Source organism: Mesorhizobium sp. M0698, assembly GCF_040320455.1.
Taxonomy (GTDB): Bacteria; Pseudomonadota; Alphaproteobacteria; order Rhizobiales; family Rhizobiaceae; genus Mesorhizobium.
Genome location: NZ_JAMYPQ010000015.1, coordinates 101,111 through 118,726, shown reverse-complemented (window position 1 = coordinate 118,726; position 17,616 = coordinate 101,111). Strand labels below are relative to the sequence as shown.

Annotated in this window: 16 protein-coding genes and 1 riboswitch; of the genes, 8 read left to right on the top strand and 8 right to left on the bottom strand. The window is 62.2% G+C overall.

The genetic code is table 11. The features are described from left to right. Nucleotides 1-44: 44 nt before the first annotated feature. From mmsA to NKI16_RS25090, 4 genes are all read left to right on the top strand, one after another. A complete protein-coding gene (gene mmsA, locus NKI16_RS25105; protein ID WP_352840737.1) occupies nucleotides 45-1,577 on the top strand; it encodes a multiple monosaccharide ABC transporter ATP-binding protein in 1,533 nt (510 codons plus the stop codon). After that, nucleotides 1,574-2,866 carry a multiple monosaccharide ABC transporter permease gene (mmsB, locus tag NKI16_RS25100; protein WP_023677358.1) on the top strand — a complete coding sequence of 431 codons (1,293 nt, stop codon included), beginning with the start codon at nucleotides 1,574-1,576 and terminating at the stop codon, nucleotides 2,864-2,866. The genes mmsA and mmsB overlap by 4 nt, the downstream gene beginning before the upstream one ends. A gap of 185 nt (nucleotides 2,867-3,051) precedes the next feature. Continuing rightward, entirely contained in the window at nucleotides 3,052-4,044 is a 993-nt protein-coding gene (araD1, locus tag NKI16_RS25095; protein WP_352923777.1) for an AraD1 family protein, read from the top strand. A gap of 27 nt (nucleotides 4,045-4,071) precedes the next feature. Beyond that, nucleotides 4,072-4,524: a hypothetical protein gene (locus tag NKI16_RS25090; RefSeq protein ID WP_023677356.1), complete on the top strand. Its 453-nt coding sequence runs from the start codon at nucleotides 4,072-4,074 to the stop codon at nucleotides 4,522-4,524. A gap of 16 nt (nucleotides 4,525-4,540) precedes the next feature. Here NKI16_RS25090 and NKI16_RS25085 read toward each other — a convergent pair whose 3' ends face one another. After that, the gene (locus NKI16_RS25085; protein WP_023677355.1) at nucleotides 4,541-5,635 is read right to left on the bottom strand and encodes a 2'-deoxycytidine 5'-triphosphate deaminase; all 1,095 of its coding nucleotides are present in this window, start codon (nucleotides 5,633-5,635) and stop codon (nucleotides 4,541-4,543) included. Nucleotides 5,636-5,770: 135 nt separating this feature from the next. Continuing rightward, a riboswitch (SAM riboswitch) is annotated at nucleotides 5,771-5,848 on the top strand. 70 nt (nucleotides 5,849-5,918) lie between these two features. Here NKI16_RS25085 and NKI16_RS25080 point away from each other — a divergent pair. Then, the gene (locus NKI16_RS25080; RefSeq protein WP_031211967.1) at nucleotides 5,919-7,109 is read left to right on the top strand and encodes an O-succinylhomoserine sulfhydrylase; all 1,191 of its coding nucleotides are present in this window, start codon (nucleotides 5,919-5,921) and stop codon (nucleotides 7,107-7,109) included. Nucleotides 7,110-7,145: 36 nt separating this feature from the next. Here the strand turns inward: NKI16_RS25080 and NKI16_RS25075 are convergent, their stop codons facing one another. Continuing rightward, the gene (locus tag NKI16_RS25075; RefSeq protein ID WP_023677353.1) at nucleotides 7,146-8,300 is read right to left on the bottom strand and encodes a glycosyltransferase; all 1,155 of its coding nucleotides are present in this window, start codon (nucleotides 8,298-8,300) and stop codon (nucleotides 7,146-7,148) included. A 226-nt stretch (nucleotides 8,301-8,526) separates the two neighbouring features. Here NKI16_RS25075 and apaG point away from each other — a divergent pair, with 226 nt between their 5' ends. After that, nucleotides 8,527-8,919, top strand: coding sequence for a Co2+/Mg2+ efflux facilitator ApaG/CorD (apaG, locus tag NKI16_RS25070; RefSeq protein ID WP_023677352.1), 393 nt, complete (start codon nucleotides 8,527-8,529; stop codon nucleotides 8,917-8,919). 6 nt (nucleotides 8,920-8,925) lie between these two features. Here the strand turns inward: apaG and NKI16_RS25065 are convergent, their stop codons facing one another. From NKI16_RS25065 to NKI16_RS25055, 3 genes are all read right to left on the bottom strand, one after another. After that, entirely contained in the window at nucleotides 8,926-9,936 is a 1,011-nt protein-coding gene (locus tag NKI16_RS25065; protein WP_023677351.1) for an Hsp33 family molecular chaperone, read from the bottom strand. Nucleotides 9,937-10,098: 162 nt separating this feature from the next. Beyond that, nucleotides 10,099-11,010, bottom strand: coding sequence for an ornithine carbamoyltransferase (gene argF / locus NKI16_RS25060; protein WP_031211966.1), 912 nt, complete (start codon nucleotides 11,008-11,010; stop codon nucleotides 10,099-10,101). 14 nt (nucleotides 11,011-11,024) lie between these two features. Next, complete coding sequence (locus tag NKI16_RS25055; RefSeq protein ID WP_023677349.1) at nucleotides 11,025-12,224, bottom strand: aspartate aminotransferase family protein; 1,200 nt, start codon at nucleotides 12,222-12,224, stop codon at nucleotides 11,025-11,027. A gap of 355 nt (nucleotides 12,225-12,579) precedes the next feature. Between NKI16_RS25055 and NKI16_RS25050 the strand changes: the two genes are divergently transcribed. Further along, entirely contained in the window at nucleotides 12,580-13,104 is a 525-nt protein-coding gene (locus NKI16_RS25050) for a GcrA family cell cycle regulator (protein ID WP_023677348.1), read from the top strand. A gap of 182 nt (nucleotides 13,105-13,286) precedes the next feature. Here the strand turns inward: NKI16_RS25050 and NKI16_RS25045 are convergent, their stop codons facing one another. From NKI16_RS25045 to NKI16_RS25035, 3 genes are all read right to left on the bottom strand, one after another. Beyond that, nucleotides 13,287-14,294 carry a magnesium and cobalt transport protein CorA gene (locus NKI16_RS25045; protein WP_023677347.1) on the bottom strand — a complete coding sequence of 336 codons (1,008 nt, stop codon included), beginning with the start codon at nucleotides 14,292-14,294 and terminating at the stop codon, nucleotides 13,287-13,289. Between the two features lie 116 nt (nucleotides 14,295-14,410). Then, nucleotides 14,411-15,136 (bottom strand): phosphate signaling complex protein PhoU, encoded by a 726-nt coding sequence (gene phoU / locus NKI16_RS25040; protein ID WP_023677346.1) that lies wholly within the window; start codon nucleotides 15,134-15,136, stop codon nucleotides 14,411-14,413. A 117-nt stretch (nucleotides 15,137-15,253) separates the two neighbouring features. Next, a complete protein-coding gene (locus tag NKI16_RS25035; protein WP_352570369.1) occupies nucleotides 15,254-16,516 on the bottom strand; it encodes a sensor histidine kinase in 1,263 nt (420 codons plus the stop codon). A gap of 197 nt (nucleotides 16,517-16,713) precedes the next feature. Between NKI16_RS25035 and ppk2 the strand changes: the two genes are divergently transcribed. Further along, a complete protein-coding gene (gene ppk2, locus NKI16_RS25030; RefSeq protein ID WP_352570368.1) occupies nucleotides 16,714-17,616 on the top strand; it encodes a polyphosphate kinase 2 in 903 nt (300 codons plus the stop codon).

Sequence of the window (17,616 nt, the reverse complement as noted above, 5' to 3'; positions counted from 1 at the left end):
CCAGCCCGGTATTGTTTGCGGACCTCGCAGGAGTGGTATTCTCAATGGCATCGACGATTTTGGAGATGCGCGACATCACCAAGACGTTTCCCGGCGTCAAGGCGCTGTCGAACGTCAAGCTCATGGTCGAGGAACGCGAGATCCATGCCGTGGTCGGCGAGAACGGCGCCGGCAAGTCGACGCTGATGAAGGTGCTGTCGGGTGTGTATCCGTCCGGCACCTATGACGGCCAGATCATCTATCGCGGCGATGAGTGCCATTTCAAAGGCATCCATGACAGCGAGCGCAAGGGCATCGTCATCATCCACCAGGAGCTTGCGCTGGTGCCGATGCTGTCGATCGCCGAAAACATCTTTCTCGGCAACGAGCACGCCAGATACGGCGTCATCGACTGGAATGCCAATGAGGCGCGCACCAGCGCCCTGCTCAAGAAGGTCGGCCTCAAGGAGGACCCCAACACGCTGATCACCAATATCGGCGTCGGCAAGCAGCAGCTGGTCGAGATCGCCAAGGCGCTCAGCAAGGAAGTGAAGTTGCTCATTCTCGACGAGCCGACCGCGAGCCTGTCCGAAAAGGACAGCCAGGCGCTGCTCGATCTGCTGCTCGAATTCAAGCGGCAAGGCATCACTTCGATCCTGATCTCGCACAAGCTCAACGAGGTGAACCGGGTCGCCGACAAGGTCACCATCATCCGTGACGGGCGGACCATCGAGACGCTGGCCAAGAAGGACATCTCGGAGGACCGCATCATTACCTCGATGGTCGGCCGTTCGCTCGACGACCGCTATCCGCCGCGCGAGCCGAAGATCGGCGAGACCGTTCTCGAAGTGAAAAACTGGTCGGTCTACCACCCCATCCATGCCGAGCGGCAGGTCATCAAGGGTATCAACCTCAACGCCCGCAAGGGCGAAGTGGTCGGCATTGCCGGGCTCATGGGCGCCGGCCGGACCGAGTTTGCCATGAGCCTGTTCGGCCGGTCCTATGGCCGTCGCATCACCGGCGAGGTGTTCCTCAACGGCAAGCCGATCGACGTCTCTTCGGTGAGCAAGGCGGTGGAACACGGCATTGCCTACGTTACCGAGGACCGCAAGACCTACGGTCTCAACTTGATCGACCACATCAAGCACAACATCACGCTGGCCAACCTGCCCGGCGTGTCGCGCCACGGCGTGATCGACGATTTGCGCGAGCTTTCGGTCGCCAACGATTATCGCGGCAGGACCAATATCCGCGCCTCGAGCGTCTACCAGATGACCGGCAACCTTTCTGGCGGCAATCAGCAGAAGGTGGTGCTGTCGAAATGGCTGTTCGCCAATCCGGAAGTGCTGATCCTCGACGAGCCGACACGCGGTATCGACGTCGGCGCCAAGTATGAAATCTATACGATCATCGCGCGTCTCGCCTCCGAGGGTAAGGCAATCATCGTCATCTCGTCGGAAATGCCCGAACTGCTCGGCATCACCGACCGCATCTACGTCATGAACGAAGGACGCATCGTCGGCGAAATGGCGGCAAGCGACGCCAGCCAGGAAAAGATAATGCGCGCCATCGTCCGCGGAGAAGGAAAAGCATCATGAGCACCGAAAGCGCTCCCGGGCCGCAGACCGGCGTTGCCCAGGATCTACAACAGGGACCTCGCATTGCCGTCTCGGCGCTGGTCACCAACCTGCGCGAATACGGGTTGGTGCTGGCGTTGATCGCAATCATGGTGTTCTTCCAGTTCACCACGTCCGGAACGCTGTTCAAGCCGGTGAACCTCAGCAATCTCGTGCAGCAGAACAGCTTCATCATCGTGATGGCGCTGGGCATGCTTCTGGTGATCGTTTCGGGTCACATCGATCTCAGCGTCGGCTCCGTCGCCGGCTTCATCGGCGCACTGGCGGCGATGATGATGGTCATCTGGCCGCTTGGCCCATTGAGCAATCCGCTGGTGGTGTCGATCATCTGCCTGATCGTCGGTGGTGCGATCGGCGCGGCACAAGGCTACTGGATTGCCTATCACCGAATACCGAGCTTTATCGTCACGCTGGCGGGCATGCTGATCTTCCGCGGCATCTGCCAGGCGCTGCTGGGTGGCGGGTCTTCCGTAGGGCCGCTTCCCGTCGGCTTCAAGGCGCTCAGTTCCGGCTTCATTCCGGACCTGATCGGCCCATTGACGCTGATACCGCCAACCGTGAACGCCGCCGGCAAAACCATTGTCGGCAGCGGCCTGACGCTGCACCTGACGACGATCGTGATCGGCCTCGTCGCCGTGCTCGCCTATGCCTATTTCGGGCTCAGGGCACGGCGCACCCGCGAGAAACATGGCTACGAAGCCGAGCCCTTCTCGCTGTTCGTCGTCAAGACCCTGGTGATCAGCGCGCTGGCGCTGTTTCTCGTCTACCAATTCGCCACCTATAGGGGCCTCCCCATCGTTCTCATGGTGATGGGCGTGCTGATCGCGTTGTTCGTCTTCGTTACCAAACGCATGACGATCGGCCGTCGCATCTATGCGATGGGCGGCAATGTCAAGGCAGCCCAGCTATCGGGCATCAAGACCGAACGGCTGACGTTGATGGTGTTCATCAATATGGGCGTGCTGTCGGCACTCGGCGGCCTGATTATCGCAGCGCGCCTGGGGCAGGCTGTGCCGGCGGCCGGCCTCGGCAGCGAGCTCGACGTCATCGCCGCGGTGTTCATCGGTGGCGCTTCGGCGATGGGCGGCGTCGGCCAGGTCATCGGCGCGGTGGTCGGCGGCTTCATCATGGGCGTCATGAACAACGGCATGTCGATCATGGGCGTCAATGTCGATTGGCAGCAGGTGGTCAAAGGCCTGGTGCTGCTCGGCGCCGTCGTCTTCGACGTCTACAACAAGAACAAGGCTTGAGAGGCAACCAGGAGGCGGTCACATCGCGGCGCTGCCGGGCGGCGCAAAGAAGTCCCCCGAGGGACCTGATCCGCGAGCGCAATCCGGACGAAGAATTTCAACCGAGGCGCGGACAGGGTCCGGGCCGCGCAGGGCAGGGTTTGCCAAGAAAGGCACGCCAAGCCCACAATTCAGAGAGGGTTACCATGCTGATCTCACAAATCCTCGACGACGCCGAGACGATCCGCGTCGTTGCCCGCAGCGGCGGCAAGACCCGCGTCATCAACGGCGCCCGCAGCGTCTATTCGCTGGCGATGGAAGCCGCGCGTACCGGCAGCGGGCTTGTCGCCCTGATCGAGCGCAAGGGCTTCGGCGAAACCGTCGATCTCGACGCAGCCTACAAGAAGGGCCGGCTGCTGTCGCCGATCAACCATCCCGATCCGGCGCATCTCCATCTCACCGGTACCGGGCTGACGCATCTCGGCTCCGCCGCGACCCGCGATTCCATGCACAAGAAGCTCAGCACGGACGGCGAGGAACAGCTGACCGATTCCATGAAGATGTTCCGCATGGGGCTTGAGGGCGGCAAGCCGGCGAAGGGCCTGACCGGCGTGCAGCCGGAATGGTTCTACAAGGGCAACGGCACCATGGCGGTGGCGCCCGGTGCGGCGCTTATGTCGCCGGCCTTCGCCCAGGATGCCGGCGAGGAGCCGGAAATCGCCGGGATCTATGTGATCGGCGACGACGGCGCCCCGTTCCGTGTCGGCTTCACCCTGTCGAACGAGTTTTCCGACCACGTCACCGAGCGTGTGAACTATCTCTTCCTCGCCCATTCCAAGCTGCGCAACGCTTCGTTCGGCCCGGAGATCCTGATCGGCGACCTGCCGTCCGACATCCGCGGCGCTTCACGCATCCTACGCGACGGCAAGCTGCTTTGGGAAAAGCCGTTCCTGTCGGGCGAGGCGAACATGTCGCACACCATTGGCAATCTCGAGCATCATCACTTCAAATACTCGGCCTTCCGCCAGCCGGGTGACGTGCATGTACACATGTTCGGCACGGCGACGCTGTCCTTCGCCGACGGCATCAGGACCGAGGCCGGTGACGTATTCGAAATCGAGGCGCAGGATTTCGGCCTGCCTCTGCGCAACCCGCTTGAAATCGAGCAGCCGGTGAAGGTGGCGGTGAAGGCGTTGTAAACTGGTGACATAATTCAGGGGCGAGAAATGAACGGCCTGCGGATTGGCACTGTGTTCGTAAGTTTAGTCCTGTTCCTCGCCTATTTCTCCCCAGCGGCTTACAGCGCCGGACAATGCAGCGCAAGATCCTATCGCGAAGCCCGAATGTCGATGACTGACCGGCTTCTGGCCACCGGCTATTCGAAATCGCAAGTGAGCTTTCTGATGCGCAACGCGGATCGCATGACGTCCGCACTCCGCGCTGACAGACTGAACGACAATGGCAGAGCCTGCGGTATCGACTCCGCCAGAGCCCATGTGCTGGGATGTCTCGGCAAGCAGTTGTTCCCCTTGCAGTCCAGCTCAAGCGCTTCACTTGACGACGAGAAGCAAACCAGAGGTTTTTGGGGGAAGAAGCGATTGGCAGTGCGAGAACTGCTCTTTGTCGGTCAGTTTCATGGCTGCCTTGGCGCCGCGAAAGAATATCTGTTTCGCGGCTGATGGCCTGCGAACAAGATCAGCGGGCGACGCGGAAATGCTTGGACAGTTTCAGGCCCTGCGCCTGATAGTTCGAGCCTAGATCTGTGCCGTAGAGCGCCTGCGGCCGTTTCAGCATGTGCTCGTAGACCAACCGTCCGACGATCTGGCCGTGATCGAGGATGAACGGCACTTCGTGGCTGCGCACCTCGAGCACCGCCCGGCTGCCGGTGCCGCCCGACGCCGAATGGCCGAAACCCGGGTCGAAGAAACCGGCATAATGGACGCGGAACTCGCCGACCAGCGGGTCGAAAGGCGTCATTTCGGCGGCGTAGACTGGCGGCACATGCACCGCCTCGCGCGACACCAGAATATAGAATTCGTCCGGATCGAGCACCAGCTCGCCGGCACCGCTCTTGTAGAGCGGCTCCCAGAAATCGACGACATCCTGCGCGGCGCGCTTGTCGACGTCGACCAGGCCGGTGTGGTGCTTGCCGCGATAGCCGACAAGCCCATCCTTGTCGCCGTCGAGGTCGATCGACAGCGCGATGCCGCCGCCTGAGATGTTGGGTGGTTCGGTGGCGACCAGCATCTCGGCGCGGTGCAACTCGTGCAGCTCGCTTTCTGACAAGAGCGCATTGCCGGTGCGGAACCTGATCTGTGACAGCCGCGAGCCGGTGCGCACGACGATCGGGAAAGTGCGCGGGCTGACCTCCAGATAGAGCGGACCTTCATAGCCTGCGGCGATCTTGTCGAACTCGTGGCCACGGTCGGTCATTACCCGGGTGAAGATATCGAGCCGTCCGGTCGAGCTTTTCGGGTTGGCCGAGGCGGAAATATGCGCGGGCAGCGCCAGGCTTTCGAGCAGCGGCACGATGTAGACGCAGCCGGTTTCCAGCACGGCACCTTCGGCGAGGTTGATCTCGTGCAGCTTCAGCCGGTCGAGCTTGTTGACAACCCTGTAGTCCGGGCCGGGCAAGAAGGAAGCACGCACCCGCCAGGCCTTGTCGCCGAGCCTGAGGTCAAGGCTGGCCGGCTGGATCTGATCGGAATCGAGCGTGCGCGGCGATTTCAGCGCGCCCGTCTGGAACAGCGCGGAAATATCCTGATCGGGAAGAATGCCTGTCTGCCGCAAGGGTCTGGCTCCGTTCGAACGCCGGGCGAGGTCTTGTTCTGTCGCAGGTCCGACCGTGGACGCCTTTGGCACCTGCTTGGTACAACCCTCTTAATCATGCCGGCAATTGACGCAAGCGTGGCGCGGGTCTAAAGCTCGTTATCCCGTGGTGATTTGGCCGGTCGGCTTGCAGCCACGTTAAACAAGTCGCTAAAGGACCGTCGGGCCGCAAGGCCATATGGACCGGTTGCGACTTTCGCGACCGGTTTTTTGTTGTTTGGACCAATTTTGGTGTTTGGATGGAATGATGACCAAGAAGCGCGACTGGAAGCCTCAGACCGCACTCGTGCATGCCGGGACGCTGCGTTCCGGCTTCGGCGAGACCTCCGAGGCGATGTATCTCACCCAAGGCTATGTCTACGAGACGGCGCAAGCGGCGGAGGCCCGCTTCAAGGGCGAGGAGCCGGGCTTCATCTATTCGCGCTATGCCAATCCGACGGTCGACATGTTTGAGAAACGCATGTGCGCGCTGGAAGGAGCCGAGGACGCGCGCGCCACGGCATCCGGCATGGCGGCGGTGACGGCAGCACTGCTGTGCAGCGCCAAGGCGGGCGACCATATCGTCGCGGCGCGCGCGCTGTTCGGCTCCTGCCGCTGGGTGGTCGAGACGCTGGCGCCGAAATACGGCATTGAGGCAACGCTGGTCGACGGCACCGACATCGCCAATTGGGAAAAGGCGGTCAAGCCGAACACCAAACTGTTCTTTCTGGAAAGCCCGACCAATCCGACGCTGGAGGTGATCGACATCGCCGCCGTCGCGGCACTTGCCAATTCGATCGGCGCCAGGCTGATCGTCGACAATGTCTTCGCTACGCCCTTGCAGCAGAAACCCCTGCAGCTCGGCGCCCACATCGTCGTCTATTCGGCCACGAAGCATATTGACGGCCAGGGGCGCTGTCTTGGCGGCATCGTTCTGTCGGACAAGAAATGGATCGACGAGAACCTGCATGACTATTTCCGCCACACCGGCCCAAGCCTCTCGCCCTTCAATGCCTGGACGCTGCTGAAAGGCCTGGAGACGCTGCCGCTACGCGTACGCCAGCAAACGGAAAGTGCCGGCCGCATCGCGGATTTCCTCGCCGAGCGCCCGCAAATCGCCCGTGTCATCTATCCTGGCCGTGCCGACCACCCGCAAGCGGCGGTGGTCAAGAAGCAGATGTCGGGTGGCTCGACGCTGATTTGCCTCGATGTGAAGGGCGGCAAGCAGGCGGCCTTTGCCTTCCAGAACGCACTCGACGTCGTGCTGATTTCCAACAATCTCGGCGACGCCAAGAGCCTGATCACCCATCCGGCGACGACGACGCACAAGAACTTGACCGATGAGGCCCGCGCCGAGCTCGGCATCGGACCGGGAACGCTCAGGCTGTCAGTTGGCCTTGAGGACGCCGACGACCTGCTCGAAGACATCGAGCAGGCACTGAGAGTTGCCGGATAAGGGCTGGCCGAATAGAGGCGAGCGGGGACGCGCCGATCAGGCGCCGGACGGGGTCTCTTCCAGCTCCGCGACGGGCTTGGTCTGGATAGTCATCACATTGCCGCGCCAGTCGACGGCGCCGCTCAGCCATCCGCGCGCCCAAATGGCGGGAAGCATCAGGTCTCGCGCCATCATCGCCAGGATGGTGCGCAGCGACAGGTGCCATCCCTTGGCCGAGGCCAAGGCGCATTCCGGCAGGTAGGCCGCGACCAGCACGGCGATGGCGGTTGCCGGCAGGCTGACGCCGGCGTCAGCCGCCGCGATCAGCGCAAGCACCAGCGGCGGCGCTGCGCCGATCAGGATCTCGGGGGCGAAGAACAGCGCGAAGGTGACGCGGCGCAGCCGCGCCCAGCGCGCCTGCCGCGACCAGATCTCGCCAAACGTGCGCCGGCCGAGCGGCTGTTCGAAGGGCGAGGCGACAAGATTGACCCGCAGTCCGAACCCGTTGACCAGCTTGGTCGCGGCGGCGTCTTCGGCGATCTCGGCAGCAAGCGCGCAGATGCCGCCATTGGCGTCGAGCATCGGCTTATTCCACAACATGCTCTTGCCCTGCGCGAAGCCGAGGCCGAGCGCCTCTCCGGCGTACTGCCAGCGTGCCTGCAGCGTGTTGAGAAAGGCGCATTCGACCTCCCCCCAGAAGCCGTCCGGCCGCGAGCCGATCGGCGTCGAGCAGACGAGGCCGGTGTCGTGCCGCCACGCCGCCATCAGGTGCTGGACGTAGTCGCTCGGCATAAGCACGTTGGAATCGGCAAGGATGACCCAGCTATAATGCGCCGCTTCCCAACCCTTCACGCAATTGTTGAGTTTTGGATTGCCGCTGATGCGGTCGTCACCGACTAGAAGACGGGCGCGAATAGCTGGAAAGCGCGCCATTGCGGCGGTGATCGGCTTGACCACCGGGTCGTCGGCATGGGCAACGCAGAAGATGAGTTCGTAGCGCGGCCAGTCGAGTGAGAAGGCGCGCTCCAGCGTCTCTTCGGCAAACGGCTCGACGCCGCGCGCCGGGATGACGATCGATACCGGCGGCGCGTTGGCCGCGGGCGGTGCGATCCTGCCTGGTCGCTTCAGCTTCAGCGAAGCTAACAGGATGCTGGCGAGATTTGAAAGAAGGAGGGCTATGGAAAGGAGGGCGGCTGCGAATGTCGGTTCCATCGAGATCTGGTCACTCCAGAAGTGCCGGCCGCATGACGGCCGTTTTCAACAATTCGACAGAACGCTGAGTCGCCCGGCACAAGCCTGCACACCATCATTGTCATGTGTCACTTAAATGACATTGTTTTTCGGCACCTGCGCTCGAGTCGGGCAAGGAGATGACGCGCATCGTTGATCAAACTGCGCTGAGCGTCGAAGTTCCATCTACATTGCTTTGGAGCAGTTTATGTACAGCGCCGTCACCCGCAACATCGAAGTGCAGGTCAGGCCGTTCTATCTGGAGGATCACTCCGACCCGCCGCAAAACCGCTATGTCTGGGGATATCAGGTGACCATCGACAATCAGTCGGATGAGTTCGTGCAGCTTCTGTCGCGCTACTGGCACATTACCGACGGCACCGGCAAGGTCGAGGAAGTGCGCGGCCCCGGGGTCGTCGGCGAGCAACCCGGACTCAACCCCGGCGACAGCTATCAGTATACGTCTGGATGCCCGCTCTCGACGCCGTCCGGCATCATGGTCGGGCACTACACCATGCGCAACAAGCGGGGCGAGACGTTCGACGTCGCCATCCCCGCCTTCTCGCTCGACTTGCCGGGAATGCGGCGCACCGTCAATTGACGGCCGTCATCCGGCCGCTGCAAACTCCGCCGGGTCGAAGTCATATTGCTTCGAGCAGAATTCGCAGGCGACGTGAATGCTGCCATCCTCGGTGCTGTCCCTGATCTCCTCGGCGGAAAAGCCTTCGAGGATGCCGTGGATCTTCTCCCTCGAGCATGAGCACTGGTCGGCGACCGGCACCCCGCCGAACACGCGGACGCCATGCTCGTGGAAAAGCCGGTAAAGCAGCCGTTCGGCGCCGATCGTCGGATCGATCAGCTCGGTCGGTTCAATAGTACCAACCAGCGCCAGCAGCTCCTGCCAGGAATTGTCGGTCGGGTCGTGGATTTCCTCACGCGGATCGCCGTCGCCACCGGGAAGGTCGGGTACGCGCATGCGCTCCGCCGACTGCGGCAGGAATTGTGCCAGCAGGCCACCGGCCCGCCATTGCTCGCGGGCACCGCCGACGCCGGGCGTCAGAAGCTTGGCAACCGAAAGCCGGAGGTCGGTCGGAATCTGCTCCGACTGGCGGAAATAAGTGCGTGCGGCATCTTCCAGTGTGACGCCGTCGAGCTGGACGATGCCCTGGTAGCGTTGTGTGTGAGCGCCCTGGTCGATGGTCAGCGCCAGGACGCCGCTGCCGAGCAGCGTCTGCGGTGACGTCTCGCCGGCAGAAGTCAAAGCCTGCAGCCGGTCGGCATCGAAGCGGGCATAAGCGCGCAGCGCGTGCGGCGTGGAGAAATCCGCGACCAGCATGTCGACCGGCCCGTCGGTGCGGGTCTGCAGAATGAACTTGCCCTCGAACTTCAGCGAAGTTCCGAGCAATACCGTCAACACACAGGCTTCAGCCAGGAGCCGGGCGACCGGCTCGGGATAGTCGTGGCGGCTGAGAATAGCATCGAGCATCGGCCCGAGCTGGACGGTGCGACCGCGCACGTCGAGCGGGCCGACCTCGAACGGCACGACATGGTCGTCGCCGGCGTAGCCGAATTCGCCGAGCTTGGGTTTATGTTCAGCCAATTGATGAGTTTCCAACATGACAAAGCTCCGGGGCGCGGCGATGCCGCCCTCCGGGGCGCATGCGACGAGACGCGCTCGATTTGCGTGATGCGCCTGAGATAGGCACCACCAACTCCCGGATCAAGGCGGCCCAGATCAAGGCGGCGCAGATCAGGCCGGCCCGGATCACCGCGGCTCGTATCAAGCGCCCAGGCACCAGGCCAAGACCGCCTTCTGGGCATGGAGCCGGTTCTCGGCCTCATCGAACACCACCGAATGCGGTCCGTCGATGACCTCGTCGGTAACCTCCTCACCGCGATGCGCCGGTAGACAGTGCATGAACAGCGCGTCCGGCTTGGCTTTCGCCATCAGTGCCGCATTGACCTGATAGGGCAGGAAGACATTGTGGCCGCGGGCACGGTGCTCCTGGCCCATCGACACCCAGCAGTCGGTGACGATGCAGTCGGCCTCGTGAACGGCCTCCTCGGGCGAACGGCTGAATTTCAGCTTGCCGCCATTGGCTTTCGACCAGTCGACATGCTTCTGGGCCGGTTCGCTGCCCTCGGGCACGGCGACGTTCAGCTTGAAATGGAACCGCGCGGATGCCTCCAGCAGCGAATGCAGCACGTTGTTGCCGTCGCCGGTCCAGGCGATCGTTTTACCGGCCACCGGACCGCGGTGCTCTTCGAAGGTCATGATGTCGGCCATCAGCTGGCAGGGATGGGTCTCGTCGGTCAGCCCGTTGATGACGGGGACCGTAGCGTTTTCCGTCAGTTCCAGCAGCCGGTCATGCGAGGTGGTGCGGATCATGATGGCATCGACATAGCGCGACAGCACCTTGGCCGTGTCGGCAATGGTCTCCGAGCGGCCAAGCTGCATCTCGGTGCCGGTCAGCATGATCGTCTCGCCACCCAACTGCCGCATACCGACGTCGAACGACACGCGCGTGCGCGTCGACGGCTTGTCGAAGATCATCGCCAGCACCTTGCCTTCGAGCGGCTTGCTGCGTTCGCCGGCCTTGAGCCTTGCCTTTCGCACCGCTGCGTCGTCGAGCATGAAGCGCAGATCGCCTTCGGAAACGGCGGAAAGATCGGTGAAATGGCGAAGGGACATCAGAAATTCCAGGATTACTTCGCAGCGGCAGCGACGATGGCATCTGCCAGGCTCTTGGCGCCGGCACGAATGCGCTCGAGCGCTTCGTGGATCTCGGCGTCGGTGACGGTGAGAGGCGGTAGCAGGCGGATAACGTTGTCGCCGGCCGGAACCGTCAAGAGATGCTGGTCACGCAGTGCCACCGTGACCTTGGTGTTGGGCATCGCGCATTTAAGCCCGAGCATCAGGCCGGTGCCCCTGATGCTTTCGATAACATCCGGAAATTCGTCGGCGACGCCAGCGAGCCCCTGCTTCAACAGCAGTGCCTTGCGCCGGACGTCTTCGAGAAAGCCGTCTTCCAGCACCACGTCGAGCACGGCGTTGCCGACCGCCATTGCCAGCGGATTGCCGCCGAAGGTGGTGCCGTGCACGCCGGCGGTCATGCCGACCGCTGCCTCGTCGGTGGCGAGGCAGGCACCCATCGGAAAGCCGCCGCCGATGCCTTTGGCCACCGCCATGAGGTCGGGTGTGACACCCGCCCACTCATGCGCGAACAGCTTTCCGGTGCGGCCGACGCCGCATTGGACCTCGTCGAAAATCAGGAGCAGTCCGTGCTGATCGCAGAGCTGCCTGAGCCGCTTCAGCGATTGCGTCGGCACTTGCCTGATGCCGCCCTCCCCTTGCACCGGCTCGATCAGGATCGCCGCGGTTTCAGGCGTGATCGCCTTCTCGGCGGCATCCACATCGTCGAAGCCGACCTGGTCGAAGCCGTCGACCTTGGGGCCGAAACCTTCCAGATACTTGTACTGGCCGCCGGCGGCGATGGTCGCCAGGGTGCGGCCGTGGAAGGCGCCTTCGAAGGTGATTGTGCGGTAGCGCTCGGGATGGCCCTTGACGAAGTGGTAGCGCCGCGCCGTCTTGATGGCGCATTCGAGCGCCTCTGCGCCGGAATTGGTGAAGAACACCTTGTCGGCGAAGCTTGCGTCGGCCAGCCGCTCGCCGAGCCGGCTCTGTCCAGGAATCTCGTACAGATTGGAGACGTGCCAGAGCTTGGCGGCCTGCTCGGTGAGGGCCGCGACCAGATGCGGATGGCTGTAGCCCAACGAATTCACGGCGATGCCGCCGGCGAAATCGAGATATCGCTCGCCCTTGTCGGTGACCAGCCAGGTGCCTTCACCGTGGTCGAAAGCCAGGGGTGCGCGAACAAAGGTCTCGAAAAGCGCCGAACCGCTCATTATATGCGTCTCCGGAACCGGAAAAATCAAAAAGCCGCCAAAGCGGCGGCCCTTGTGGCTTATCGTGTTTTTCGGCCGTGAAGTCAACGAAAAGGTCGCGCAAGGTCGCGCGGCAAGCCCCCCAGCATAACGCCGGCTCATAAGCGACCGGGCAAGTTGGGGAAAACCGAAAAAACCGATTCGTGTTGGCCTTGGGACTCTTGTCACCGAGTCAGCGCATAAGGTAATTGTAGTAGAGAAATAACTAGATTTCGTGCGGCGGACCTAATCACCCGATATATGTGGTGTCTGCCCGGCAGAAGCCGGGTCGGGAATGGATTCCGATTGCCGCACGTTTCAGCAGGAGCGCGGTCTCATGAACTGGACTGACGAGCGAGTCGAACTTCTCAGAAAATTGTGGTCGGAGGGCCTCAGCGCCAGCCAGATCGCCGCACAGCTTGGCGGGGTCAGCCGCAATGCGGTCATCGGCAAAGTGCACCGGCTGAAACTGTCCGGTCGCGGACGCACGACCGCCTCACCGGCACGCCAGAAGAAGACGGTGCAGGGATCGACGATCCAGAAATCGGTGTCCCGGGCAGCAAGCGCCACGCGCCATGCCACCACCTCGATGTCGATCGGTGCGACCGCGCTCAAGGCGCAGTTCGATGCCGAACCGGTGGCGCGCCACTATATCCGCCCGGTCGAGAACGTCGTCGTGCCGATCTCGCGGCATCTGCAACTTGTCGAACTCAACGAGCGCACTTGCAAATGGCCGAACGGCGATCCGCTTTCGGAAGACTTCCATTTCTGCGGCAACGACGCCGCCGAAACCGGCCCCTACTGCAAGTACCACGCCCGCGTGGCGTTCCAGCCGGCATCGGAGCGGCGGCGGAGCAGATAGTTAGGGGAATAGGGGAGTAAGGCAGTACGGCAGTAGGTGAATTGTAGAGAAGCGCGCTCCCGAAGCGATAGCCTACTGCCCTACTGCCCTACTGCCCTACTGCCCTACTGCCCTACTGCCCTACTGCCCTACTGCCCTACTGCCCTACTGCCCTACTGCCCTCCTGCCCTACTGCCCTCGCTTCAAAGCCACCCATTCTTGCGAAACCGCCAGTAAAGAAACGTGCAGATCAGGGCAATTGCCGCCAGGACGGCCGGGTAGCCATATTCCATCCTCAGTTCCGGCATGTCGCTGAAATTCATGCCGTAAATGCCGGCGAATGCCGTCGGCACGGCCAAGATTGCGGCCCATGAGGCAAGCTTCTTGGAGATCGCCGTCTCCTGGCTTTGACCGACCAGAAGGCTCGCCTCGAAGGCGAAGGCGAGAACCTCACGCAGGCTGTCGATCTTTTCCTGGACAGTGCGGATGTGGTCGGTGACGTCGCGAAACAGCGGGTGCATGGCTGTGTGGATTTGCGGCAGATCGGCGCTGGTGAGCCGCCGGCAGACCTCCACCAGCGGCAGGGCCGCATTACGCAGGCGCAAGAGATCGCGGCGCAGCATATAAAGCCGTTCGATATCGGAGCCGGTCATCGGTTTCAGCAGAACCTTGTCCTCGATCGCCTCGACCTCGTTTTCGATCTGCTCAAGCACCGGCATATAGTTGTCGACGATGAAATCGAGAATGGCGTAGAGGACGAAATCCTCGCCCTTGGCAAGCGAATGCGGGCAGCTTTCCCAATGCTGGCGAACGGCCGCGTAGGAGGTCGACGGGCCATGCCTGACGCTGACAATGTAGCCCGCGCCGACGAACAGATGCGTCTCGCCGAAGGTGACGCGGCTGTCGATCAGCTGCGCCGTGCGGGCAACGATGAACAGGGCATCACCATATTGCTCGATCTTCGGTCGCTGGTGCGGATGCTCGGCGTCCTCGATCGCCAGCTCATGCAGATGGAATTGCGCCTGGACGCGCAGCAACAAATTGCGGTCGGGCTCCAGCAGTCCGATCCAGACCACGTGGCCCGGCTTCCCGGCCCATTCGCCGGCTTCCTCGATCGGAATGTCGGCGATGCGCCGCCCAGCCGTATAGACGCCGCAAGCGATTATACCCGACATCGGCGGCGCAGGAGCAAACTCGCGGACGTATTCCATCGCAGCCTCCTGAAGGCGGGGCCTTCATCGCGGAACTGAGAAGTCGGCGCGTCGAAAGCTTAGCGCAATTTTCTGTCAGGTGGCGAATCCGAAATTCGCATCAGTTCTGAGAGAACTCACTTCGCTGGTTGGGTTGCGGGAAGAATAATCTTGTCCGTCTTGTCGCCCTTCGGACGATCGGCCGGCATCTGATCGCCGGTGACGATATAGTAGATCGTCTCGGCGATGTTGGTAGCGTGGTCGCCGATGCGCTCGATGTTCTTGGCGCAAAACAGGAGATGTGTGCAGGGCGTGATGTTGCGTGGGTCTTCCATCATGTAGGTCAGCAATTCGCGAAACAGAGAGGTGTACATGGCGTCGATCTGGTCGTCGCGGTCGCGCACGAAACCGATTTTCTCCACCGACCGCGACGCGTAGACGTCGAGTACTTCCTTGAGCTGGGTCAGTGCCAGATTGGCCAAAGCCTCGAGGCCGCGGAACAGGCTGTTCGGCTGGCGCCCGTCTGCGACGGCAACCACCCGCTTGGCGACGTTCTTGCCGAGGTCGCCTACCCGTTCGAGGTCAGCCGAGATGCGGATCGCGCCGACGATCTCGCGCAGATCCGTCGCCATCGGCTGGCGTTTGGCGATGATGATGATCGCCTTGTCGTCGATCTCGCGCTGTCCCTCATCCAGAACCAGGTCGTCCCGAATGACTTTCTGGGCAAGCCCCGGATCCGCATTGACCAGCGCCGCGACCGCCTGCTCGACCATGCGCTCGGCATGCCCGCCCATCGCCGCGATGCGCTTCGACAGATATTTCAGCTCCTCGTCATAGGCGCTGACGATATGCACGGATTGCATGGACGAAATGCCTTCCCGGGATCTCGTGGTTGAGTCGTTCCCTCGAATCCCCGCTGATACGCTAGCCGGATGACAGAAAAAAGAAACGGCCCATTATGTGCTAGAGATAGTACTACGTTAGCGAGCCGGCAAATGGACCGTGAACGCCGCACCCTTGCCGACCTCCGACCTGATGGAGAGTCTGGCGTTGTGGCGGGTCAGGATATGCTTGACGATGGACAGGCCAAGGCCGGTGCCCTTCTGGGTTCGGCTGTTCTCGACGTCGATGCGGTAGAAGCGCTCGGTGATGCGCGGGATGTGCTCTTCGGGGATGCCGGGGCCGAAATCCCTGATGGTGACGTCGATGCCTGGTTCGGGATCGCTGTCGCTGCGTATGATCGACACCACGACGCGTCCGCCCGACTGACCATATTTGCAGGCGTTTTCCAGCAGGTTTTCGAAGACCTGGAAAAGCTCGTCCCGATCGCCGGGCACGTCGAGCGGCCCTTCCGCGAAATCACGCTCGATGACGACGCCGTTTTCCTTTGCGAGCGGCCCAAGCGAATCGATGACGCTGTCGATGGCCTGGCGCAGGTCGACCTCGGTTCCCGGCTTGAGATAGGGCTTCATCTCCAAGCGCGACAGCGACAGAAGGTCGTCGATGAGGCGCGCCATGCGGCTGGTCTGGTTCTGCATGATCTGCAGGAACTGCTCGCGCGCCGCGGGGTCGTTGCGGGCCGGCCCGCGCAGCGTCTCGATGAAGCCGGCGATCGAGGCGAGAGGCGTGCGCAGCTCGTGGCTGGCATTGGCAATGAAGTCGGCACGCATTCTGTCGATCCGGCGCGCCTCACTCTGGTCCTTGAACACCAGCACGTAGAGATCCGTGGCATGGCCGACTGAAGACGCGCTCACCCGATAGGCTCGTTCGACCGGCAGCTTTTCTATGTAGTCGACGCTGTCCGAAGCGACGTTGCCCGCCAAGATACTATCCAGCAAGGCCTGCATTTCCGGCGCGCGGAATTTCAGCGACAGCGACATGCCGGGGGCAATCCCGCCGAAGGCGGCAAAGGCAGCGGCGTTGGCGTGGACGATGGCGGCGGAGCGATCGAAAATGATCAGCGGATCGGCAACCGCCGCCGCGAGATATTCGCCGGAAAGTTGTTGCACGCTTGACTCGATGGCCGCGGCATTTTCGGTCGATTGGCGGGCGATGCCGGCCGGCAGCATCGCAGCGGCAACCAGCACGGCGCCAGCCAGCAGCACCACATAGCCAGACATGCCGGCAAAACCATAGACCATCAGAACTGCAACGAGGCCGGCCGCCAGCAGCCAGCGGCTGTTCCACAGCCGCATGGCGACGGCTTGCGCCCTGCCTCTCCGCTCTGTGCCGATGTCGGCCATTTGCGCTCCGTCTGCGGCCACTTCAAGAACTTCTTGCTGGACCGGCGCTAGAGCGCAGTGCGTCCAATTGGACGCACAAAGGACGCTCTACCACTTTATCTGCTGCATCGTTCTTTCCGAAAATCGATTCCGATTTTCGGGCCGATGCAGTAAGGCTCCCAATAGCACGAGTCCGGAAGCTGGAAAGGTTCGCCTCGATGAAAAACGCTAAGGAAAGCCCCACCGCACCCTCATCGGGGCCGCTGAAGATCATGATCGACGGCAAGGAGAGGGCGTTCGACATCGAGGCCCCCGCGCTTCCCGACTGGGTCGAGGACCGCAAGCTCACCGCCGGCGGTTACCCTTACGACAAGAAGATGAAGAGCGAGGAGTATGACGAGAGGCTAGAGAAGCTGCAGATCGAGCTGGTCAAGGCGCAGGCGTGGCTGCAGTCGACGGGCAAGCGGGCAATGTCGCTGTTCGAGGGGCGCGACGCTGCCGGCAAGGGCGGCACGATCTTCGTTTTGCGCCAGTATCTGAACCCTCGCACGGCGCGCAACGTGGCGCTGACCAAGCCAACGCCCACCGAGCTTGGACAATGGTACTTCCAGCGCTACGTCGACCACTTCCCGACGTCGGGCGAATTCGTCACCTTCGACCGCTCCTGGTATAACCGCGCCGGCGTTGAACCGGTGATGGGATTCTGCACGCCCGAGCAGCACGAGCAATTTCTGAACGAGGTTCCGCATTTCGAGCGGATGATCCGCAACGAGGGCATACATTTCTTCAAATTCTGGCTGAACATCGGCCGGGAAACGCAGCTCGAGCGATTCCACGACCGCCGCTGGAGCCCGCTGAAGAGCTGGAAGTTTTCGCCAATCGACATCGCCGGCATCACCAAATGGGACGAATACACCAAAGCGCGCGACCTGATGGTCGAGCGCACGCACAAGGAGTTCGCGCCCTGGATCATTGTGCGGGCGAACGACAAACGGCGCGCGCGGCTGGCCGTGATGCAGCGCATTCTCCTTTCGCTTCCCTATGACGGCCGCGACCTCGACGTCATCGGCAAGGAGGACAAGAAGATCATCGGCGAAGGGCCGACTTTCCTCGAAAAATAA